23 protein-coding genes are annotated in these 22,713 nt (G+C 36.7%); 5 read left to right on the top strand and 18 right to left on the bottom strand.

The features are described 5' to 3' along the window. Position 1: 1 nt before the first annotated feature. The 3 genes from B3I52_RS08235 to spt form a co-directional block, all read right to left on the bottom strand. Positions 2 to 994, bottom strand: coding sequence for an NAD-dependent epimerase/dehydratase family protein (locus tag B3I52_RS08235; protein WP_293300274.1), 993 nt, complete (start codon positions 992 to 994; stop codon positions 2 to 4). 93 nt (positions 995 to 1,087) lie between these two features. Then, complete coding sequence (locus B3I52_RS08230) at positions 1,088 to 2,209, bottom strand: hypothetical protein (RefSeq protein ID WP_293300273.1); 1,122 nt, start codon at positions 2,207 to 2,209, stop codon at positions 1,088 to 1,090. Between the two features lie 2 nt (positions 2,210 to 2,211). Beyond that, the gene (gene spt, locus B3I52_RS08225) at positions 2,212 to 3,417 is read right to left on the bottom strand and encodes a serine palmitoyltransferase (RefSeq protein ID WP_293300272.1); all 1,206 of its coding nucleotides are present in this window, start codon (positions 3,415 to 3,417) and stop codon (positions 2,212 to 2,214) included. 425 nt (positions 3,418 to 3,842) lie between these two features. Here spt and B3I52_RS08220 point away from each other — a divergent pair, with 425 nt between their 5' ends. Genes B3I52_RS08220 through B3I52_RS08210 form a run of 3 tightly spaced genes read left to right on the top strand, consistent with a single transcriptional unit; the run spans position 3,843 to position 6,790 of the window. After that, the gene (locus B3I52_RS08220) at positions 3,843 to 4,739 is read left to right on the top strand and encodes a helix-turn-helix domain-containing protein (RefSeq protein WP_293300270.1); all 897 of its coding nucleotides are present in this window, start codon (positions 3,843 to 3,845) and stop codon (positions 4,737 to 4,739) included. 35 nt (positions 4,740 to 4,774) lie between these two features. Next, positions 4,775 to 5,227: an OsmC family protein gene (locus tag B3I52_RS08215; RefSeq protein WP_349678675.1), complete on the top strand. Its 453-nt coding sequence runs from the start codon at positions 4,775 to 4,777 to the stop codon at positions 5,225 to 5,227. 45 nt (positions 5,228 to 5,272) lie between these two features. After that, positions 5,273 to 6,790 (top strand): malate:quinone oxidoreductase, encoded by a 1,518-nt coding sequence (locus B3I52_RS08210; protein WP_293300268.1) that lies wholly within the window; start codon positions 5,273 to 5,275, stop codon positions 6,788 to 6,790. A gap of 129 nt (positions 6,791 to 6,919) precedes the next feature. Here the strand turns inward: B3I52_RS08210 and ytxJ are convergent, their stop codons facing one another. The 4 genes from ytxJ to B3I52_RS08190 form a co-directional block, all read right to left on the bottom strand. After that, positions 6,920 to 7,255, bottom strand: a complete 336-nt coding sequence (gene ytxJ, locus B3I52_RS08205; RefSeq protein WP_293300266.1) for a bacillithiol system redox-active protein YtxJ — start codon at positions 7,253 to 7,255, stop codon at positions 6,920 to 6,922. Between the two features lie 4 nt (positions 7,256 to 7,259). Continuing rightward, on the bottom strand, positions 7,260 to 7,382 hold the full coding sequence (locus tag B3I52_RS08200; protein WP_293300264.1) for a hypothetical protein: 123 nt from the start codon (positions 7,380 to 7,382) through the stop codon (positions 7,260 to 7,262). A gap of 63 nt (positions 7,383 to 7,445) precedes the next feature. Further along, a complete protein-coding gene (gene ribH / locus B3I52_RS08195) occupies positions 7,446 to 7,937 on the bottom strand; it encodes a 6,7-dimethyl-8-ribityllumazine synthase (RefSeq protein WP_293300262.1) in 492 nt (163 codons plus the stop codon). Between the two features lie 109 nt (positions 7,938 to 8,046). Then, positions 8,047 to 8,715, bottom strand: coding sequence for a tetratricopeptide repeat protein (locus B3I52_RS08190; RefSeq protein WP_293300260.1), 669 nt, complete (start codon positions 8,713 to 8,715; stop codon positions 8,047 to 8,049). A 126-nt stretch (positions 8,716 to 8,841) separates the two neighbouring features. Here B3I52_RS08190 and recF point away from each other — a divergent pair, with 126 nt between their 5' ends. Together recF and B3I52_RS08180 are read left to right on the top strand one after the other, a co-directional pair. Continuing rightward, positions 8,842 to 9,945 (top strand): DNA replication/repair protein RecF, encoded by a 1,104-nt coding sequence (gene recF / locus B3I52_RS08185; RefSeq protein ID WP_293300258.1) that lies wholly within the window; start codon positions 8,842 to 8,844, stop codon positions 9,943 to 9,945. Then, the gene (locus B3I52_RS08180; RefSeq protein WP_293300256.1) at positions 9,938 to 10,228 is read left to right on the top strand and encodes a DUF721 domain-containing protein; all 291 of its coding nucleotides are present in this window, start codon (positions 9,938 to 9,940) and stop codon (positions 10,226 to 10,228) included. The genes recF and B3I52_RS08180 overlap by 8 nt, the downstream gene beginning before the upstream one ends. On the opposite strand, the gene B3I52_RS08175 is transcribed toward B3I52_RS08180, so the two are convergent. The 11 genes from B3I52_RS08175 to B3I52_RS08125 all read right to left on the bottom strand — a co-directional run bounded on the left by B3I52_RS08175 (position 10,229) and on the right by B3I52_RS08125 (position 21,855). Then, entirely contained in the window at positions 10,229 to 10,405 is a 177-nt protein-coding gene (locus B3I52_RS08175) for a hypothetical protein (protein WP_293300254.1), read from the bottom strand. A 316-nt stretch (positions 10,406 to 10,721) separates the two neighbouring features. After that, a complete protein-coding gene (locus B3I52_RS08170; RefSeq protein WP_293300252.1) occupies positions 10,722 to 11,021 on the bottom strand; it encodes a type II toxin-antitoxin system RelE/ParE family toxin in 300 nt (99 codons plus the stop codon). Continuing rightward, complete coding sequence (locus B3I52_RS08165) at positions 11,021 to 11,269, bottom strand: type II toxin-antitoxin system ParD family antitoxin (protein ID WP_293300250.1); 249 nt, start codon at positions 11,267 to 11,269, stop codon at positions 11,021 to 11,023. Before B3I52_RS08165 ends, B3I52_RS08170 begins: the two co-directional genes overlap by 1 nt. A gap of 301 nt (positions 11,270 to 11,570) precedes the next feature. Then, the gene (locus tag B3I52_RS08160; protein ID WP_293300248.1) at positions 11,571 to 12,230 is read right to left on the bottom strand and encodes a hypothetical protein; all 660 of its coding nucleotides are present in this window, start codon (positions 12,228 to 12,230) and stop codon (positions 11,571 to 11,573) included. A 290-nt stretch (positions 12,231 to 12,520) separates the two neighbouring features. Beyond that, positions 12,521 to 15,760, bottom strand: coding sequence for a type I restriction endonuclease subunit R (locus tag B3I52_RS08155; protein ID WP_293300246.1), 3,240 nt, complete (start codon positions 15,758 to 15,760; stop codon positions 12,521 to 12,523). Beyond that, complete coding sequence (locus B3I52_RS08150) at positions 15,757 to 16,821, bottom strand: PDDEXK nuclease domain-containing protein (RefSeq protein WP_293300244.1); 1,065 nt, start codon at positions 16,819 to 16,821, stop codon at positions 15,757 to 15,759. Before B3I52_RS08150 ends, B3I52_RS08155 begins: the two co-directional genes overlap by 4 nt. 73 nt (positions 16,822 to 16,894) lie before the next feature. Beyond that, positions 16,895 to 17,851, bottom strand: a complete 957-nt coding sequence (kwaB, locus tag B3I52_RS08145; protein ID WP_293300243.1) for an anti-phage protein KwaB — start codon at positions 17,849 to 17,851, stop codon at positions 16,895 to 16,897. Further along, on the bottom strand, positions 17,848 to 18,414 hold the full coding sequence (kwaA, locus tag B3I52_RS08140) for an anti-phage protein KwaA (RefSeq protein ID WP_293300241.1): 567 nt from the start codon (positions 18,412 to 18,414) through the stop codon (positions 17,848 to 17,850). The genes kwaB and kwaA overlap by 4 nt, the downstream gene beginning before the upstream one ends. 2 nt (positions 18,415 to 18,416) lie before the next feature. Beyond that, positions 18,417 to 19,073: an abortive infection family protein gene (locus tag B3I52_RS08135; RefSeq protein ID WP_293300239.1), complete on the bottom strand. Its 657-nt coding sequence runs from the start codon at positions 19,071 to 19,073 to the stop codon at positions 18,417 to 18,419. Next, positions 19,073 to 20,266: a restriction endonuclease subunit S gene (locus tag B3I52_RS08130; protein WP_293300237.1), complete on the bottom strand. Its 1,194-nt coding sequence runs from the start codon at positions 20,264 to 20,266 to the stop codon at positions 19,073 to 19,075. The genes B3I52_RS08135 and B3I52_RS08130 overlap by 1 nt, the downstream gene beginning before the upstream one ends. Next, positions 20,266 to 21,855, bottom strand: a complete 1,590-nt coding sequence (locus B3I52_RS08125; RefSeq protein ID WP_293300236.1) for a type I restriction-modification system subunit M — start codon at positions 21,853 to 21,855, stop codon at positions 20,266 to 20,268. Before B3I52_RS08125 ends, B3I52_RS08130 begins: the two co-directional genes overlap by 1 nt. Between the last annotated feature and the right edge of the window lie 858 nt (positions 21,856 to 22,713).

Raw genomic sequence — 22,713 nt, 5'->3', positions numbered from 1 at the left:
CCTATTTCAACCAGTTATTCGCTTTGTACCATTTTACGGTTTCTTCTAGGCCGCGTTCTAAATTGTACTGTGGTTCAAACTGTAAATCTTTTTTTAAGTTTTCGATGTTGCAGGCCCAATTAGGTGCCGTTAACTCTTTTATTTTTTCTTTGTTTAGCGTTGGTGTTTTGCTGCTTTTGGCGTAAAACGTATCCATCAGCCCTGCTAAACCTTTTATAATTCCCAAAGGGATGTGCATTTTTAAGGTTCTTTTGTTCAATGCTTTTTTTAAACCATCTGCTAAGGCATACCTATTGTAAGTTAGCCCATCAGATATGTTGTAGGTTTTATGCACCATCTCCGATGTTAAAAGGCGTATGATGATTTCTGCCAAATCCTTCACGTAAATGAAGCTTAATTGCTGGTCAAACCTGCCAATATAGGGTTCTAAGCCTTGGTTAATGGTTTTGAAGAGAATGAAAATATCTTTCTCTCTTGGGCCATAAACCGCAGTTGGCCTTACTGTAACCAACGGAAGATTTTCGATTTTGTTTAAATATTCTTCTGCTAGTTTCTTGCTCAAGCCATAAAAGGTTATGGGCTGCGCAATTGCATTATCGTTAATAGCGGCAGTAAAATCTGTAATAGGCCCAATAGCCGCTAAACTACTTACGAATACAAATTTCTCTATTTTATAGCTTACCAGCGATGCCGCCAAAGCTAAGTTTCTGCTAAACTCGGCATTAACCCTGTTGTATTCTGACAAGGTTTTGGCCTTTGTTGTGCCAGCAGCATGTATAATATAAGCATACTGTTTTTCTTCCAGTGCTGCTTTTAGTTCATCAACAGCGCTAAAGTTTAAATTAACATAGTTGATGTTTAAATTTTTGAGATGTGAGATATCGCTATTTGGACGAACCGCGGCGTAAATTTCTAAGCCATGTTCAATTGCTGTTACAATTAAGTGATAGCCCACAAAACCACTAGCGCCCGTAATTAATACCTTTTTTTTCATTTTTATTGAATTGGTCAATGGTAAATAGTTGATGGTCAATGGATATGGTCTATCAGTCATTAACCTCTTATTTTCCCACTTTCCAAACTTCTTCTAAATTTTTTTCTCTAGTATTCTATATTCTCTGTATAGTTTACCACCTATATTTTCAATAGGACGGTTTACCATTTCGTTGTCTTCTAAAGTCCAGCTTGCTTCTGCATATTGGAAATTCTTAGCTTTAAAAGCCGTAATGATACGGCCATACAAACAAGCTTCAATTCCCAACTTTCTGTAACCATCAATTACGCCCAACAAAAGAATACGGATACCGTTTATTTTCTTTTTGCCCAACAAAAGCTTAATTAAACCTGTTGGAAACAATCTTCCTCTTTTGATTTTGATTAAGATTTGGTTGATGTCTGGAATGGCCAAAGCAAAACCTACTATTTTACCTTCTTGCTCAGCTATGTAGCAGAAATCGGTATCTAACACCAATTTCAAATCGTTGGCCGTGTAATCAAACTCTTTATCGGTCATGGGCACAAAGCCTAAGTTTTTATCCCAAGCTTTGTTGTAAACCTCTCTTAATGCGGCAGCTTCTTCCTTAAACTTTTTCAAGTTTATTTTTCTGATGACGATATTGCTGCGTTGTAGCCTGTTTTCTAATCCTTCCAATAAACTTACCGATCTATCGTTGTAGTTTCCGGCGGTATATTTGTAGGCTCTTAAATCTACTTTCTTGGTAAAACCGAAGTCCTCTAATAAATCTAAATAATAAGGTGCATTGTAAGGCATCATTGCCACTGGCGGTCCGTCAAAACCATTAATTAACAGCCCACAAATGTCGTTGGTAGAAAAGTTTACCGGGCCCATTACAGAGGTTTGTCCGTTTTCTTTTAACCAATTTTGAGCGGCATTTAATAATAAACTACTTACCGCTTTATCATTAACCGTATCGAAAAAACCAAAGAACCCTTCTGTTACATTTTTTGTAGCATTATGGTTTCCGTTAATAATTGCCGCAATTCTGCCCACTATTTTCTCGCCTTCTACCGCTAAAAACAATTGCATCTTAGCGTGGTCGTGAAACGGATGCTTGCCCGGAGTTAACATATCGCGTTGCGCAATATGGAGCTCTGGTACGTAAAAAGGGTCGTTTTTATAAAGCTCGTGCGGAAAATCGATGAACTTTGCTAAAAGCTTCTTGTCTGCTACAGCTACTAGTTGTGCCATTGCTATATAGAAGCTTTAACTAAGTCCACACTTGCTTCCTTAAATGCCAGTTTTAATTTGTCGATAGCTCTTTCTATCTGCTCAAAGGTATGTGTGGCCATTAAAGAGAACCTAATTAACGATGCATCTGAAGGCACTGCCGGAGAAACTACCGGGTTTACAAAAATTCCATTCTGTTGTAAGATATTGGTGATAATGAACGTTTTTGCATTATCTCTAATGTAGATTGGCAAAATTGGGCTTTCCGGATGTCCGATTTCGAAACCGGCCCCTAGCAATAGTTTTTTTGCATAATTAGTGTTTGCCCACAACTTGTCAATGCGTTCTGGCTCAGCTTCAATGATATCTAAAGCCGCAAGAACACTGGCTACCGAAGCAGGAGTCATGCTGGCGCTAAACATTAATGAGCGTGCCCTGTGTTTAATAAATTCAATGGTATCTTCATCGGCCGCAATAAAACCACCTAAAGAAGCTAATGATTTACTGAAAGTACTCATAATCAAATCAACCTCTTTAGTAAGGTTAAAATGAGACGCAGTGCCGGCACCGTTGAAACCAATTACGCCTAAGCTGTGTGCATCGTCCATCATAATATTGGCTCCAAATTCATTGGCAATTTTCACCATTTCTGGTAGGTTTACCATGTCGCCTTCCATACTAAAAATACCGTCAGAAACGATAAGTTTGGCCGCATCTTCAGGTAAACGACTTAGCTTGGCCCTTAAGTTGTTCATATCGTTGTGCGCATATTTTATAGAGCGAGAGAAAGATAAACGGCTGCCATCAATAATAGAAGCGTGGTCGTACTCATCTAAAATTAAATAGTCGTTTCTGTCTAGTAAACAAGAAATTACGCCTAAATTTACTTGAAAGCCGGTGCTAAATAATACTGCAGCGGGTTTATCAACATATGCAGCTAGTCTTTGTTCCAGCTCTAAATGGATATCAAGTGTTCCGTTTAAAAATCGAGAGCCAGCACAACCAGTTCCGTACTTTTCTATCGCTTTTTGAGCGGCTTCTTTAATTTTTGGGTGGTTGGTTAAACCTAAATAAGAGTTTGAACCAAACATTAAAACTTCTTTACCGTCGATGATCACTTCTGTGTCTTGGGCAGAAGATATTGAACGGAAATAAGGGTAAAGCCCTTGTTCCTTTATCAATTTTGCATCTTTAAATGCCGCTACTCTATCTTGTAATTTTTTACGCATATCCTTATGCTAATTAGTCATTTGTGGTTTTTTAATTATTAATTCATTGTAATCGCTAGGATGGATAAAGTGATTAGACGATCATCCATTAACTGTTGTTACTTTTCTTTGATAATATAAATTTAACAATTTAATGAACTTGAATTAATAAATCCCGCAAATTTAACAAAACTCTTTTCCATTTAATATGGTTCAAAAGTAATGCTTGTTGGTCTAAAAGTAATATTTTGATAAATCTGACATTAAAAAAACAAATAGGATTTATAATAGCTGAACGGCATTAAAGTGTACTTTTAATTGCGGTTAATAAAGAAAAACTAACCCTATCGCCGAAATATATGGAGCTTTGCTATTGGTTATTTTGTAATTCTTTTTGCAAATTTGTTTTTTAGAAAAAACATCAATACGTTTTAGGCTTTATAATTATGGTTAGTAATCTAGCGCAGCATTACCTTAGCGAAGGTTTGGTAAACGACCAACATATGAATGTGATGAGTAGTGCTGAAATTAAGCATGTTTTAGAATGCACCGAATGTTTTCGCTCTAATTCGTATGCTGTTATTGCCGTACAAAAAGGATCGGTTGTTTTTCAGAATAATTTCGTGTCGGTAACTTTAAAACCAAAAGATGTGTATTTGGTTACACCGGGAACTTTATTTGAGTTCGACAATATGTCTGACGATGCACAGTTTATTAGCATGGGCTTTAAGAAAGAGTACCTTAAAGAACAAGGCGTGTACTTAAATGGAGCAGAAATTATTCACCTATTGTCTTCAGATTTGCTTAATAAATTTTCTTTAAATGAAGAAGAGTTTGAAGACATCGTGGCCTCATTAAATTCGCTTAAGCGTAAAATGAAGCTGTCAAGCGATACGCCTCATCTTAAAGATATCATACGTCATGGTTTTCTTGCTGTGCTCTATGAAATACTAATTTTTTACAGTAAATATCGGGTTTTTACCCCCTTAAAACTTAATAGGCAAGAAGAGTTAACCACCAATTTTTTAAATCTGTTGAGCGAACAATTTAAGCTAGAGAAAAGGGTACAGTATTATGCCGATGCTTTGTTTGTAACTTCTAGGTATTTATCTACGGTAGTTAAAAAGGTTACAGGTAAAACTGCCGGAGAAATTATTGACGAAATGGTAATTAACGAGGCGAAGGTATTGTTGTCTTCTCACTTAATGAATGTAGCACAAGTAGCCGATGAACTGCGTTTTAGCGATCAGTCTTTTTTTGGGAAGTTTTTTAAAAAATATACCGGTATTTCGCCCTCTATTTATAAGGCTAATAATACCGTAGTGCTAAATGCACCTTTTTAAAAAATATTAAAAATGACAATAAAACTTGAGTTTTAATGCTTAATAATTTGATTTTAAGCACTAAATTTGCGAAAAATTTAATTATGGCAACCTCGAAAATAACCTATAAAGCCGATTTGAGAACCCACGCTGTGCATCTTAAATCGGGAGAAGAAATTATTACTGATGCGCCAATAGATAATCAGGGTAAGGGAGAAGCATTTTCGCCAACTGATTTATTGGCAACTTCGTTAGGTAACTGTATGCTCACCATTGTTGGCATTGCGGCCAAAAATCATGGGTTTAATATTGATGGTGCAACCGCGGAGATTACTAAAGTGATGGCAGAAAACCCTCGTAGGGTAGGCGAAATAATCGTAAATGTTCAACTTCCGGCAAATAACTACACAGACAAAGAAAAAGCGATCATAGAAAAATCAGCTAAAACCTGTCCAGTGGCGTACAGTTTGCACCCCGATATTAAACAAAACATAACTTTTAGTTATTAAGATAACGCATACCTTGAGAAAGTAAGCTTTTATATTTGGTTTAAAATGAGTAAAAAAAAGAAGTCGGTTGTTGAAACCGACGCAGATGTAATTTTAATTGGTGCAGGTATCATGAGTGCAACGCTTGGTGTGCTGCTCAAAGAACTTAATCCTGATTTAAGTATAGAAATTTACGAACGTTTAGATGTGGCTGCTGCCGAAAGTTCTGATGCTTGGAACAATGCGGGTACAGGGCACTCGGCGTTTTGTGAGCTAAATTATACCCCACAAAAGGCAAATGGTACGGTAGATGTTAAAAAAGCAGTTGCCATTGCCGAGTCTTTTGAGGTTTCTAAACAATTTTGGACTTACCTATTAGAGAAAGGAGTTTTAAAAGATCCTTGTTCTTTCATTAGGCATATTCCGCATCTTAGTTTTGTTTGGGGAAAGAAAAATGTTTCTTACCTAAAAACAAGGTACAACAATTTGAAAGCATACAACTTGTTTGCCGATATGGAGTACAGTGAAAATAAAGCAGAGCTTAATCAATGGATTCCTTTGATAATGGACGGGAGAGATGCTGAAGAGCCAATTGCCGCTACCAAAATGGAATTGGGCACTGATGTGAACTTCGGTTCTTTAACCAGAGAAATGTTTAACTATTTGGCCAAGCAAGATAAGGTTTCGCTCCACTTTCACCACGAAATACGCGATTTAGACAAGCAGGAAGACGGTAGCTGGGAAGTTAAAGTTAAAAACTTAGATGGCGGTAAGAAAAAGAAACGTTTGGCCAAATTCGTTTTTATTGGCGCCGGCGGCGGATCTTTGTTGCTGTTAGAAAAATCGAAGATTAAAGAAGGTAAGGGCTTTGGTGGTTTTCCGGTTAGCGGGCAGTGGTTAAAATGTACTAATCCAGAAGTTATTGCCCGTCACCATGCTAAGGTTTACGGAAAAGCTGCTGTTGGTGCGCCACCAATGTCGGTACCGCATTTAGATACTAGAATTATTAATGGTAAACAAGCGTTGTTGTTTGGCCCTTATGCGGGCTTCTCTACCAAGTTTTTAAAAAACGGTTCTTATTTCGATTTAGCCGCTTCTATTAAGTTGAGCAATATTCGTCCAATGATTTCTGCGGGCTTAAAAAGTATTGATCTCACTAAATATTTGATTGAGCAGGTACGTCAATCGCCAGAAGATAGGTTTGAGGCCTTGAAAGAATATATGCCAAATGCCGATTTTAAAGATTGGGAATTAGAGGTTGCAGGCCAGCGTGTACAGGTAATTAAGAAAAAACCTAGCGGTGGCGGTATTTTAGAGTTTGGTACCGAAGTGGTAAGCGCAGCAGATGGTTCTATTGCCGCTTTATTGGGCGCCTCTCCAGGTGCATCTACAGCGGTTTCTATCATGATAGACTTGATGAATAGATGTTTCAAAAAGCAAATGCAAACTGCCGCATGGCAAAGTAAAATTAGGGAGATGATTCCTAGTTTTGGGCAAAAATTAGCAGAAGACGACGGGCTTTGCAAAGAAACTCGCGAACGTACTTCGGCTGCGTTAAAATTAAACGAGCCAGCGGTTGCTTAGTATAAGTGGCCTTTTATAGCAACTAAAAAGCTCCGAAATTTTTTCGGAGCTTTTTAGTTTTGCGTAATATTTTTGGTATGCTGCTTCGGTAAATACCTTGTTCCGGGTCAATGCTCCTAAAATTTCTGCTTAGCCATTAATTAGTTCTGCCACTTCATACGCAGAAATATCGCTGTGCGAAGCATCTAAGATACATTCGCCATCTTTAATTAATAGTAACTGTGGCGATTCGTGGTGTACTTGAAAAATTTCAGCAATATAGGCCGATACGTTGCGGTGGCTAATCAAGTCGAGAAAGTAAAAGTTAACTTGAGCAGGTATGGTATCCCAATCTCTTTCGAAAGCCCTTTTTGCCATAGCGCTAACTGCGCAGCGGGTACTGTGCTTAAATATTAAGCTGTAGCCAGGGGCTGCTTTAAGGGTGTTAATTTGGGGAATGTCGGTTAAGTCGTTCCAGTGCGGCATTATTTTATTTTCTTCTTCCTTTTGCCTCTGGGTAAGAGCTAAAGGCAGGGCATAAACGGTTAGAGCACGATTCTAATACGGCAATGGCGCAGAATGCAAATAACAAGAGAATAGCTATTTTCTTCATTTTATTGATTTAGGAAAGCTAAGTTACAAAAAAGTTATTTAAAGTTTCGTTTTAATCTGGTGCTTAGAGACTAGAGGAGTACGCTGCCATTTTTAGTGCCGTAATTGCAGCTTCATCGCCTTTGTTGCCATGTTTGCCACCAGCCCTGTCTATGGCTTGCTCTTCGTTATTGGTAGTTAGCACACCAAAAATTACAGGTTTGCTGTATTTAATGCCAACGTTGGTAATGCCTTGTGCGGCAGCTTCGCAAATAAAATCAAAGTGCTTGGTATCGCCCTGTATTACACAGCCAATACAAATTACGGCATCAACATCTGTTGTTTTATGAAGAAGAATGTCTGCTGCGCCAGCAAGTTCAAATGTGCCGGGCACGGTTAACGACAAAATGTTATGCTCGCTTACTTCGTGTTTAAGCAAGGTGCTAAAAGCGCCTTGGTAAAGCGCACCAGTTATTTTTGCGTTCCATTCTGCTACTATAATTGCAATTTTATAGTCTTTGCCCGAAGGGATGGTGGTATGTGAAAAATCGGAAAGATTTTTAAGATGTGTTGCCATGCCGCAAATATAGGCTTTTCATTGTTGGGGCAAAGTAAGGGCGAAAGATTTTTGTGCATAAAAAAGCCCCGAACTAAATTCGAGGCTTTCAAATCCGTATTACGGAAAATTATTTTACTTGAGCAGCAACTCTAGCAATATAAGAATCAATCATTTGCGCTTCTTGGCTTTCTGGGAATTGAGTTTTTATTTTGGTATAACTTTCTTCGGCAGCTTTAAAGTCTTTTAAAGTTTCGTTAACCAAGCCTAATTTTTTAAGGAACATAGGAGAGGTAAACTTGTTGGTAGATTTGTCAATTGCTTTTTTGTAATAAGTAGCGGCTTGTTTGTAATCTTTTAGCTCGCTGTAAGCATCACCCAATAAGCCTAAAGCTAATGGATCTGTTACGGGACTACCGGTTGCACTGTATTTGCTCAAGGCATCAATTGCTTTTTTGTACTCGCCTTTACGCAAGTAAATACCGCCTAGGTAAAGGTTAGCCAAGTTAGCCGATTTTGTATTTTCATACTCCTCTGCAATTTTCTCCAAGCCAGGGTAGCCGCCCTCGCCATTGATGGCTTTATTGGCTAACGAGTCTATACCCACAAATTGTTCTGCTTTAAACATTTGATTAGCGGCTTCTTCGGCTCTATTTTTAAGATATACGCCCTGATACCAGATAAAAATACCAACTAAAACAATTATTGCACCAGCAATAAAAGCTAAACTTTTAGTGTTTTCTTGGATAAATGAACCTTTTTTTACCGGTTGTGCTGTTTCTTTCTGTGTTGCAGACATTTTTAGTTTAAAATTAAAGGATTGCAAAAATACATTTTTCATTTAAAGTATCAACTCTTTTTAAATCATTTAATTAAAGTTAAGTATATGAGCTAGTGTAAAAATGGGTAACTTTGACTTTCTATTATGCGGCTTAAAAATCTTACCCTACTAAATTTCAAAAATTATAGCACTGCCGATTTGCGCTTTACGAAGACGGTAAATGCCTTTGTAGGTAATAACGGAGCAGGAAAAACCAATTTGCTAGATGCCATACATTATTTGTGCTTATGTAAAAGTTATTTCAATCCGATAGATAGCCAGCAAATTAAAACAGGAGAAGAATTATTTTTGGTGCAGGGCGATTTTGATCGGGACGATAAGAATGAGAAAATTTCTTGTGGCTTAAAGCGCAATCAGAAAAAATCTTTTAAGAGAAACAAAAAAGAATACGATAAACTGGCCAATCATATCGGTTTATTTCCGGTGGTCATGATTTCTCCATACGATATTAACCTCATTATAGACGGTAGTGAGGAGCGTAGGAGGTTTATAGATAACGTAATTTCGCAGACTGATAGCAGGTACCTAGACGAGCTGATTGTTTATAACAAACACCTGTTAAATAGAAATGCCCTGTTAAAGCAAATAGCGGCAACAAGAACACTAGACGTAGCTTTGCTGCAAATTTTAGACGAACAGTTGGTGCATTCGGGTACGGTGATTTTTGAAAAGCGTAAGCAGTTTTTGCTAGATTTTATTCCTTTTTTTGATAAGCATTACCGCTTTTTAACTAGCGATGCCGAGCAGGTTTCGTTAACCTATCAGTCGCAATTGAACGAGCAGAGTTTTGAAAATCTTTTGGCACAGTCTATAGAAAAAGATAGGTTGTTAGAGCGCACTACAACGGGTATCCATAAAGACGAACTACAATTTGAGATTGCAGGTATGCCCATGAAAAAGTTTGGATCGCAGGGGCAGCAAAAATCTTTTTTGATTGCATTAAAATTGGCACAGTATAGCTATCTACAAAAGTTTAAGAATTTTAAGCCTTTATTATTATTAGATGATATTTTTGATAAATTAGATAATCATCGTATTCATAAACTAATGGAAATGGTTTCGCACCACGATTTTGGGCAAATTTTTATTACTGATGCAAATAAAGGCCGGGTGCAAACTGTTTTTAATGAAATTGCGGTAGAAATAGATTTGTTTGAAGTTGAAGATGGAGGGGTAGGGCATGCGTAAACCAAACGACATTACTTTAAAACAAGCTATTGATAAGCTGTTAAACCATTATAAGCTTCGTGGTAAGTTTGATGAAACAGGCATATTGGCCATGTGGCCCGAAATTATGGGAAGTGCCGTTGCCAACAGAACCAAGCAAATTTACATTCACCAAAAGAAACTATTTGTACGCATAGAATCGTCTGTGGTAAAAAATGAGTTATTGATGGTTAAAAGCGCTATTGTTGATAAGCTGAATGAAAAATCTGGCTCGCAGGTAATTACCGATATTGTTTTTTTATAGCTAGTCTTTGCGGCCACCAAAAAGTTTTGCTGCCAGCCAAACTACCAATGCAATTGCTAAAACAACAATGATAATTCCGGTCCACATACCGGCTTTAAAAATTCCTTCAATTAGTCCGCAACTGCTAAATGTGGTGGCTAATAAAGTAATTAGCGTTAGGGGCATTAATTTTTTCATACTGTTAAATGATTTTTAATACTTAACAGCATGAGGGTTAAAATGTTTTTAGAAAGGAGATTTTGTTTGGTGTAACGGGTTGCTAATTTGTGCTGCCTAAGTTGGCGCAAGTCTTGTGTGTGTTCGGGTTTGAGGGCAAGATGACTTGTGTCTGTTAGCATTTGCTTTGTGATCGTTTGTTTTCTATTCTAGTTTTAGAATAATAAGCACAAGTCGGGCTGCTGCTCGGTCTATGGCGCTAAGACTTGCGCTAAATGATTAACTTGGTTCAAGGAATACTGCTTTAAATAGGAACCCTTGTTATGTGTAGCCAGTATTAGTAGTTTAGTCTATTCTCTATGTCCATTTGTTGGTGTAATACTCTAATAATTTCAACTAAACTTTCTTTCTGATTGATTTTATAGAAAACGAAGTGTGATTTTACTTTTGAACGATAATAACCTTTTCGTACGTGATTGTAATCTTTTCCAAAGATTGGATTTTCGGCTATGAATTCAATTTCGTCAAATATTAGGTTATAATATCGGTCAGCTTGTTCTGTTGACCAAGTTTCAAAAGTATAAAGCCAAATGTTTTCGAGGTCATTTTGAGCTTCGTTACTGATTTTATACTTCATTATTTTACAAGATGTTTTTGATGAAGTTTGGACAGAAAAGCATCTCTGTTAAAATCTTTCACAAAGCCAGATTTTTCGCCTTTCTTTAATTCTTTAATGAGTTCAGTTTTTTTGGTTTCTTCGTATTCAAACATTCTCAAAGCAGCTCTCACAACCTCGCTTGCGGATGAAAATTTCCCTGATTGAACTTGTTGATTAATGAAGTTATCAAAATAATCTCCTAATAATATTGATGTATTTTTAGCCATAATTCAAATCTTTGTTCAAAGATACCAATTGTTGGTATTTTGCACAAATATTTTCTGTTGAAATTTGGGATGGCTGTTCAAAACTGGTTACCGCCTAAGTTTGGCGCAAGTCTTGTGTGTGTTCGGGTTTGAGGGCAAGATGACTTGTGTCTGTCAGTATTTGCTTTGTGATCGTTTGTTTTCTATTCTAGTTTGAGAATAATAAGCACAAGTCGGGCTGCTGCTCGGTCTATGGCGCTAAGACTTGCGCTAAATGATTAACTTGGTTCAAGGAATACTGTTTTACAAAGGAACCCCCGTGTTATGTGCTGTATTTCTCTTTTCCAAGTGTCTGTTTTTGTCCTGTTGTAAAAACACCGTTTGTCCCGTGCAAGTCTACATATTTTTTATTAGCTATAATCAGTGAAAAGTAATTGTCAACTTGCAATGATTGCTTGTTGATATTGTCAAGGTTATATTTTTCGTTTGGCCAAGTTTCATTTGTGACAAATAAGTCTGTCACCGACACTTCGTAACCCACAGTTCCAATTACAAAATCAAACCTGTCAAACAGTATATTTAGAAAGTCCTGAAAAAATGGAAGTTGGTCAATAGTTATACCTTGTTGGTTCCATTCAGGTGCGTCCAACTCCGAACCAAAGAACCAAAAGTCAACTGCAATGAATTTGTTTGAAACTTGTCTCAGCGATAAAATTGATTTTCGTTTTCCGTCAATGTCAACATAAATAGGAATTTGAGTTTGGTGGTAAACTTTTGAAGTCGGGTCTTTATCATTGTCAAGATAACCAATTTCAAACTCTGAAACCTTTTCTTTTAACTCGGTTTCAGTTGTCGCAAAGTCAACTGCTGGTTTGAAAGATTGTAGTGTAGTCAAAATGTTGTCAGCCAAGGAGTGTCTGTCCAACTCAAGTGTCAGCAGAAAGCTAATTTCTAAAAAAGGTCCACCTTGTAACCAAGTCATTTCGTTGTCGATTTAATATAGCACATAACGTTTTGCAGCTTGGCGAAGTGGCGGAAATCGAAGCACAAATGTTCAGTTTTGCACAAAAGTTCAATCGAAGAACTGAACTTGAATTTAGCACTAAACCCGCCATTTTGCCAAACTGCTGTTACAAGCTGCCCTTCTGTCTGTCGTGGTTATTTCGTTCATTGTTTGTCGTGTCGTTTTGCGTTGGCTTGGTGGCTCTTTTGGATTTTTTACTCGGCTTTGTGCGTTGGAAAAAATACAAATGTGCCACCAAATGTCTGTGCTTAGTCTTTTGTAAAGAAGTCTGCCATTAGTTCTGCTTGTTTTAAAACGGTCTCAATTGCTTTAGCTTGCTTGTCTGGCGGATAACCCCACTTAGTCAATGTCCGTTTTACAATTACCATAAGTCTTGCTCTTGCACTTTCTCTTATTGTCCAGTCAATGGTTGCGTTTGCTTTTACTTTTTCGGTTATCTCTCTTGCAATTTCCCTTAGTTGGTCGTCACCCAAAATAATTACAGCACTGTCGTTTATCTCTAAAGCATTATAAAAAGCAACTTCGTCTTTTGTTAATCCAAGTCGTTCTCCTTCTTTGTCGGTTTCTTTAATTTCCTTTGCAATGTTGATGAGTTCCTGTATAATTTCTGCCGTTGTCAGTAAGTTGTTTTGGTAGCGTTTAATAGCTCCTTCCAACATTTCTAATAGTTTTTTGCTCTTTACCAAATTGGTTTTGGAACGTGTTTTTATTTCGTCATTCAATAGTTTCTTTAAAAGTTCTAAAGCTAAATTTTGGTGCTTCATTCCTTTTACTTCTAAAAGAAATTCGTCTGAAAGCACTTCTAATCCAGATATTTCGGGCTTGTCAATTCCTGCTGCTTCAAAAATGTCAATTACGTTGTCGCTACTCAATGCTTCATCAACTATTTGTTTAATAGCTGTCTCAATTTCAATGTCCGATTTGCCAGTTCCTGTTCCTTCAAATTTTACAAGTCTTGCTTTTACAGCTTGAAAAAATGCAATATCATCTTTGATTTCCATTGCTCTTTCGTGTGGAATAGACAATGCAAAAGCCTGACTTAACAGCGTTACTTCTCTAATAAAACGTGTTTTGCCATCTTCCAAGCCTAAAATATGTTCTTCTGTTTGCAGAATAATAGACATTTTTTCTTTCGCCTCAACATTAAAAAATCGTCTGTAATTAAACTTGAAACTATTTGCATAGTAAGCTTCCGGTTCTTCGGCAACTATATCATTTTGTGTTTTTGCTTCTTCATTAAAAAACTGTTGAACTACTTCAAATTTTTCATTCATTAAGGCAATTGCTTTTTCCAAATCTAAAGTTGGTTCGCCTTTACCTCCAGCATCTGAATAGAAAGACAATGCTTTTTTAAGGTCGGTTGCTATTCCTAAATAATCAACAACTAAACCGCCTGGCTTGTCTTTGAAAACACGGTTTACCCTTGCAATAGCTTGCATTAAATTATGTCCTCTCATTGGTTTGTCAATGTAAAGGGTATGCAAGCAAGGTGCATCAAAACCTGTCAGCCACATATCACGAACAATCACCAAACGCAAAGGGTCGGCAGGGTCTTTCATTCGTTCTGCTAAATTTTTACGCTGTTGTTTGGTGGTGTTGTGGCGTTGCATTTCAGGCCCGTCAGCACTTGTTGAAGTCATTACAACTTTAATAACTCCTTTGCTTAAATCGTCATTGTGCCATTCTGGTCTTAGAGCGATAATTTCTTTGTATAAATTGGCTGCAATTCTTCGGCTCATTGCTACAATCATTCCTTTCCCGTCAAATACCTTTTGGCGTTGTTCAGAATGGTTTACGATGTCTTTTGCTAAATTTTTGATGCGTTCTTCATTTCCAACAATCGCTTCCAATTTGGTGTATTTGGCTTTTGCCTTTTGTTGGTCTGTGATTTCTTCGTCTTGTTCCAGTTCTGCATCAAATTCTTCAATCAGGCGTTTGCCTTCTTCATCTAAATTTACTTTTGCCAAACGACTTTCGTAATAAATACGAACGGTTGCACCATCTGCAACGGCTTGTGAAATATCATACACATCTACATACTGTCCGAAAACTTGAGGTGTGTTCACATCTGTGCCTTCAATAGGTGTTCCTGTAAAACCTATGTAAGTGGCATTTGGTAAAGCATCCCGCATATATTTAGCGAAGCCATACGCAATACGTTCTCCAATCTTTTCTTTGGTTTCTTTGTCTTTTACTTCTTTGATGGATGCTTCAAAACCGTATTGTGTTCTGTGGGCTTCATCTGCAATTACTACAATATTTTTACGTTCTGAAAGTTGCTCGTACACCGATTTTTGGTCTTCGGGTAAAAACTTTTGAATGGTGGCAAATACAATGCCGCCGCTTGCCACTTTTAGTAATTCTTTTAAATGCCCTCTGTCTTTGGCTTGAACAGGTTCTTGCCTTAGTAACTGTTTGGAATTGGCAAAGGTGTCAAATAGTTGGTCATCTAAGTCATTACGGTCAGTAATTACTAAAATGGTTGGGTTTTGCATTTCGGGAGCAGTAATTAGTTTTCCCGAATAAAAAACCATACTCAAACTTTTGCCAGAACCTTGTGTGTGCCAAACTACACCACCTCTTTTGTCTCCGTTTATTCCTGATGCAATAATAGAAGATTGCACCGCTTTATTTACTGCGTAATATTGATGGTAAGCCGCTAATTTTTTAACGGTTTCTATTTGTGTAATACCTGTTTTTGTATCTTCTTTTTTACTTTTTTCAAATACAATAAAATTACGAACCAAATCTAATAGGGTAGAAGGGTTCAACATTCCCTTGAGGAGAATTTCCAATTGTGGGATAAACCTTGATGCTTCTTTTTTGCCATCTGCTGTTTTCCAAGCCATAAAACGACTGTAGCCTGCAGAAACACTTCCTGCCTTACATTCCATTCCGTCTGATATTACGCAAATGGCATTGTAAGTAAACAAACTTGGAATGGTGGCTTTGTAGGTTTGTAGTTGGTCAAACGCTTTTCGCATTGTGGCGTTTTCGTCTGCGGCATTTTTTAGTTCTATTACAACCAACGGCAAACCGTTTACAAAAAGCAAAACATCGGGGCGTTTGTTTTGGTTTTTTTCTACTATGGTGTATTGATTAACGCATAAAAATTCATTGTTTAATGGATTTTCAAAATCAATCAAAGCCACCTCATAACTGCGTTCAAAGCCGTCTTGCTGATAAGGTATTTTTACTTTTTCTACTAATAGCTGATGAAAGGTTTCGTTGTTATGCAACAATTCTGGCGAATATATCCGCAACACTTTTTGTACGGCTTGCTCCTGTGCATCGTATGGGATAGTGGGGTTTAGTGCCGAAACCGATTTGCGTAAACGCTCCACCAAAACTATCTGTTCAAAGTTTTCTCTTTCTGCTTGCTCTGCACCCGGAGCAATAGCCAAGCCGTGGATGTACTGCCAACCCATAGCTTGAAGTACCTCCAAGGCGAAATTTTCTATTTTATCTTCAGTTATAGGTTTGCTCATTCTTCCGATTTCTTTATTTCTTCAATTAATAGATTTTGCAATTTGTCTTTGGGCAGTAAGAGTTGATACTCTGCTACACCGATAGGTTTATTGATGTCCTGCAAAGCAATTTCCACATCTAAGTGGTCTTTGTCGGCACAAAGAATAATACCGATAGATTGGTTTTCGTTTTCGCCTTTTTCTAACTTGTCTAACAGCGACAAGTACAAATTCATTTTACCTACATATTCGGCTTTAAAACTTCCGATTTTCAATTCAATGGCGACCAACGATTGCAAACCTCGATGAAAGAAAAGCATATCTACAAAATATTCTTTGCCGTTGTATTCTAAGCGATGTTGGTTGCCGATGAAACTAAATCCTTTGCCTAATTCTAAAATGAATGATTTTATTTTTTCGACTAATCGTTTTTCTAATTCCGTTTCTTTTACTTGCTCGCTAATGCCTAAAAAACCAAGATTATAGTTGTCTTTAAACACTTCGTTGGCATAATTTGAATGAACAGAGGGTAAGGTTTGCTCAAAATTGTGCGATTTGATTTGTGCTTGACTGAAACTGTCCATCTTTATAGCATTGAGCAACCAATCTCTACTCCAACCTTTTTCAATGGTTTGTTGAGCATACCATAGGCGAGTATTTTTGTCTTTTACCTTTTCCATTAACAAAATGTTGTGTCCCCAAGGTAATTTTGCCACCGCCTGTGGCAAATTTGCAACGCTCTGTTGCAAAACTGAGGTGTCGGGCAATTTTGCAACAGCCTGTTGCAAAATTGGTTGTTCGGGATATTCCAAAGCAAAACGAAGCATATAACTAAGGTTTCGTTCCGAAAAACCTTTCAGGTCAGTAAACTCGTATTTTAAATCTACCGCCAAGCGTGGTATTACCTTTGCCGCCCAACCTTCCTGCTGTTGGCGTTGAGCTATCATTTTGCCGGTTTGCCAATACAATATTATCATTTCGGTATTTACTGCAAATGCGGCTCGCAATCTTGCTTGCTGTATGGCGGTTTTTATATCGCCCAACAGTGTTTTGTAGTTTATATTTTCTATATCATTACTCATTTACTACTTTATTTAATTGTTTGGCAATCCAATAAGTTAGAAGCCTTCTCACTTATTGGATTGCCAAATTGTTTTAATCAATTTCTTCATTTGATAGTTGTTCTTTTTCGTCTGTTTCATACAGCAAATCTGTTAATTCTGATTTTAGATAACTATCACTTAGTAGTTTTAAGAAAAGTTCTTTTGATGTTTTTGAATGAAACTTTATTCTGTCTTCTGCATCATTAAATTTCAATCGCCTTTTCAATTTTGGATGACCAAGTATAAATGTTTTTAATCTATCAAATGGCAATGCTAATACAGGTGTATCGGCTTTTATTTTTACAATCTTTTTCGCAAACTTTTTTTCTTGTATCAGTTCTTCTAATTCTTCAACATTTTCAATTAATTCAGCTTCCTGAATTAGATCAAATTTAGTTTTGGCTGCCCTCATTAATATACCCGTATAACCGAAGCTACTTTCTAAACTTTTTATGCTAAAAACAATTACGTGATTATCTACCTGTAAAAACTCAAAAGTCTCATTTACTTTAAGTATATCACTTTCTAACCTCACTAATCCTGTTTCGGATTTTCTTAATCCAACAAATGAGCTATCTCTTTTTATTAGGCTTAAAGAGTAATGTTTTTTATATAAAGCGATTTTATTTGTTTCATTCCCAATTAAAAATACAAATCCTTCAATATTGCTAAAATCATCATCAATGAAAGAAAACTCTTGTTGCCCCTCTTGTGTAGTTACTACATTTAAAGGTTGAAGCCCTGGTAAAGGCTCTGGCAAATCATAGTAACAAACAGTATTTTTTCTGTCGGTATAATCAGTCAAATTACAATAATTCAACTCTCCATCATTGTTTATTCGTCCGTTTAAATAATTAAGAAATTTGGTTTTCAATTCATTTCTTACAGCTTCTTCCAAATTAGCAAAACGAATATCTCCATTTTTTAAGATGAGATACATTGATAAACTTATGTGTTCGTTGGCATCGTTTAAAAAAGATAGCCTATTCCTGAGTTGTTCTATTGTCATCGCACTGATTTTTTTGCATAGTGAATATTGTCATTTATTGGTCTTGGTAATATAGCATCGCCAATTTTTAAAGATTGTTTGGTAATTACTATTATGTCTTTTGTCAATTCGGTATCGAGTTGATAAACCTTAAATCCCATAATAGCCAATGTAGGGTTTGTATAAAAAAGATTAGTTCTTACATATATCCAGCCTATTAAAACAAGTAAAAGAATTAACATAGGCAATGACCTGGATTTATCCATATCAAGGCAGGCAAGTGGAATGATATATGTAGCTAAAAAAGATAATGTTTCAGAATTGAGATTTTTAATTGAGATTATCTTTTTAGATAAAAGTGTTGCTCCTTTGGTAATGCTATTATTGAAATCAAAATAAAAAAAAGCTCCTAACGCCATAAATACTAATGCAAACAGCGGTATTCCGTTTGTTACGATTAGTTGTTTAAAGCCAATAAACTGGCAATTATCCCCAAAGCAAAAAGGTATATTTACCTTTACAACAAAGAGAAGTAAAAATAGAAACCACAACGAAACGATATATAATTTTATCTTTTGAAACATATTTACTCTACATTATTACCTTCATCTTTTGGCATCATTTCAAATGCAGTTAATTCATTTTTATAAGCCTTTGGGTCGTTACTAAACAAAACTTCACTTGCAAAAAACGAATAATCGCCCATTGCAAATTCTCCATATTGCTCATCCCAAAAATCGTTGAAGCTTTCGTTCTCCTCATAGTCTATTTCATCTTCAATCGGTTTTAGGGGTTTGTCTGTTTCAAATGCTTCAATCAAAAAGCAACAAACAATTGAAGTTGCTTCAATTAAGAAATTGCCTGTTAATTCGTGAATTGAATTTTGTCGTTTTTGTAATTCTTCTACGGTTTTTCCGTGTGCCGTTGTGCCAATTTCATTTCTGAAATTTCCCATCTGTTGCCCTACATTGGCGATGGCTGTGCCTATTTGTAAAATGGTAGAACTTGAAGGATAACCCAATGCTTTAAAAGCTGTTTTTAAACAACCACTCATTGATGATGCTTTTTCTAAGGCTATTCCTTTTTTAGCACAAACCTCTTTTGAGACCCCTTCTAATAATGCTTTTGAGTTTTCAATGCACAAACTAAAATCAGTAGCTGCATAGCCTTCTATCCTTACAATATATTCATTGTAAGGCTCCCAGCTACCGTGTTTTTTTAATATCGTTTTTAGTCGTTGCATTAAATTTCAATTGTTGCTTCTTTGGTCATAAGTTTATTTAGCAAATTTGATTTTTGCTTTTCTAATGTTACAATTTGCCTTGTGTTGCATTTGCCTTTTTCAAATATTGGTCTAATAATGGTCGTGAAATCTTTCATTACTTCGAAATCAGGAACTGGTATAGTAAATTCTTTAATCAATCCAACACTTAAATTTTGTTGTGCTGAACCACAAGCCATATCGTTTAATATTTGTCTTGATGTTAATAGATGTAAGTAGAGATATTCAAAAGATATTTCTTTTTCATTTGCTATTAAACCACAAGCCGCTTGATTAAATGCTCCATTGTTAAGTAGTATTCCTAAACGTCCAACTGTCGGTGCGGCATAAATTGCAATAATGACTGTGTTTTCAGGAAATAATTTTGCTGATGAATTATTAATACCTAATTCAGTTATCTTAGAGTTACTTTCATAGAGAAAATTATCATTAAGTTCTTTGGTTGAATACCAGTTTATCTGTCCATTATAGTATTCTTTTACTTTTGTTAATGGAGTTCCTCCAGATGCTATTTTTATACAAACATCTTCTAATGGTTTTATTTCCCACGTTTCAGATACCTCTTGAATAAACAAGTTTTTAAAAAGAGTTTTGCTTATTTCTGCTAATGTTTGATTTTGCCTATTTAGTAATTCTATTTTTTGATGCAGAGAAAATAAAGTGTCTGCAATTGCTTTCTGTTCATCAATTGAAGGAACAGAAATTGTTAGTTGGGCCAACATACTATTATTCAAACTTGCCCTTGTTGTAATTGATGACATACCCGAAACAGTTGCACGAAATTTTGGAGAACGGAAATAAAAGCCTGCGTATTCGGGCAGTATTTCTACATTACCTTTTGGTCTTAACCGTTTTGTAAAACCGTTGAATGTTGCTTTAGGATAATCCTTTAAAGCTACACAACTCATTCCTAAATCTTCATCTGTTTCACTTGTTCTTGTCAAAAAGACATCGCCTCTTTTTATGGAGCAAGATTGTTGTTCTTTCTCGGTTGAGTTAACCAAACTGGTTAGCTCATTAGGCACAAAAAAGTTTTTGAAAATATCTGTAAAGCCAAGAAAACCGTGTCCAAAACCAAATTCGGAAGCTCCTTTTGAAAGCCCCGAAGCAAAGTCATACACTTCATCAAGATTATATTCTTTCCACTTGCTCATTATGAAATTTTAATTTTTGCAAGGTTTGTTGTAATAGCTTTGTTTAGTTCGGCTTCTTCTGCAATCTGTTTTTCTAATTCTGCTTTTAGTAAAGTAAATCTTTCTGCAAAATTAAAATCGTCTTCCTCATCTGCCAATCCTACATACCTTCCTGGCGTAAGTGTGTAGTTTAATTTTCTAACTTCTTCAATGGTTGCTACTTTACAAAAGCCCGCCACATCTTCATAAGTGCCTTCAGGGTTTCTGTAATTATGGTAAGTGCCTGCCACTAATTCAATATCCTCGTCCGTTAAATCTCGGTTACGTTTGTTTACCAAATAGCCAAGGTTTCGGGCATCAATAAACAGGATTTCATTTTCACGTTTTCTAAAGCCACCGTTCGTTTTATTTCTGGATAGAAACCATAAGCAAGCCGGTATTTGTGTATTTAAAAATAGTTTGGTTGGCAGGTTTACAATACAATCAACCAACCCTTTTTCTACTAATGCTTTTCTAATATCTCCTTCGCCTGTTGTGTTGCTCGTTAAAGCACCTTTACTCAAAACAAAACCTGCTTGTCCTGTAGGTGCTAAGTGATATAAGAAATGTTGTATCCAAGCATAGTTTGCGTTTCCTGTTGGTGGTGTTAGTTTTTCGCCTAACACTTTCCATCTTGCATCATCACGCAATAATTCGCCACTCCAATCGCTGTCGTTAAATGGAGGGTTGGCAATGATGTAATCAGCTTTTAAATCTTTGTGGGCATCATTTAAAAACGAACCCTCGTTGTTCCATTTTACATTACTGCTGTCGATACCTCGGATAGATAAATTCATCTTAGCCAATCGCCAAGTGGTTTGGTTGCTTTCTTGTCCGTAAATAGAAATGCGGTCGGCAGGGTTTAATGATAAACCTGTTTTGCCTTTTTTCTTGTAATAGTCTTGATGTTTATAGATGAATTTTTCGCTTTGTACAAACATACCACCACTACCACAACAAGGGTCAAATACTCGTCCTTCATAAGGTTCAAGCATTTCAACCAGCAATTTAACCACGCTTTGCGGTGTGTAGAATTGTCCGCCTTTTTTTCCTTCTGCTAATGCAAACTCACCCAAGAAAAACTCAAATACTTGTCCCAATAAATCCTTGCTTTGTGCTTCTTTCGTTCCTAAAGTTGCAGAACCTATAAGGTTTACCAATCCGCCCAAACTGGCTTTGTCCAGTTTTTCCTGTGCAAATACTTTGGGCAAAACACCACGCAAAGAGGCATTGTCCTTCTCTATGGCGTCCATTGCATCGTCAATGTCTTTGCCAATGGTTGGCTGCGTTGCTCTGCCTTGTATGTATGTCCATCGAGCCGTTGCAGGAACAAAAAATATTTTGTCTGCCAAGTATTCGTTTTTGTCTTCGGGGTCTGCACCTTCACTTTTTTGAGCAACCAATTTTTGATATTGTTCCTCAAATGCATCTGATATATATTTAAGAAAAATCAAACCCAAAGCAACGTGTTTATATTCGGCAGCATCCATATTTTTACGGAGCTTGTCGGCTGCTTTCCAGAGTTTTTTCTCTAGTGGTTCTTCTTGTTCTGTCTTTGCTGTTTTAGCCATTATATTGTCTTAAATTTTTATTCTTTATTTAGGTTGCAAAGTTACTTTTTATAATCCTGTTAATGTTAAAATTTGCCTTCAAACTGTCATTTGTCCACTTGTCGGGTGGGCTTGGGTGCGTTGGGGCAAAAGCAAATGTGCTGCATTGCGTTGGCTTTGAGCGTTGGGATGCAGCTCTTTTGATTTTGCTGAAGCGGTGGCATTTTTCCGTCCATTGTCAGCACGAATGTTTATTGTTGCACGGTTGTCCTACGCTTGCCTGTAACTTATATATACATCTCATAAAATGAGACATCTACATCAGTAAATGGTTGTGTTTGTCTCATAACTTATCCAATATATACAAATTATTATAAGTCATCAAAAGGCTTTTAATTTATTTAAACTTTGTATGCTTACCTGCGTGTAAATTTCGGTGGTTCTACTACTGTTGCACTCCAACAGTTCCTGTATATGCCGTAATTCGTTGCCATTTTCAAGTAAATGGGTGACAAAACTAGGGTATAGCCAACGTAAATGCTAACAGGCACAAGTCACCCTCACGCAATCCTAAAACACAAGACTTGCACCAAAATGGGGTTGTCTAACATAATTGTCGGTTTTGGCGTATTTGTCGTTTTAGGTATGCTGGTTCACCGTCGGTCTACCGTCGGTCCTCCGTCGTTGCTACGTCGCTGCCAAAGGGTTGGATTTCAATTGAAATACTATTTATTTTCTGAAAGTATTTGGCTAAATTAACTTAGTTAATGTGAGTTTTGGATGTTACATACTGATAATCAGCACACAACGCCAACGCACAGTCTTTCCTGCCCTTACCGATAGCGGTACAAGCTATGCCGGGCATTGGCACTCCATTTT

This window comes from Pedobacter sp. UBA4863, assembly GCF_002399615.1.
GTDB lineage: Bacteria > Bacteroidota > Bacteroidia > Sphingobacteriales > Sphingobacteriaceae > Pedobacter.
Note: the sequence above shows the minus strand (reverse complement) of the source record. Positions and strands in the feature narration are given on the sequence as shown.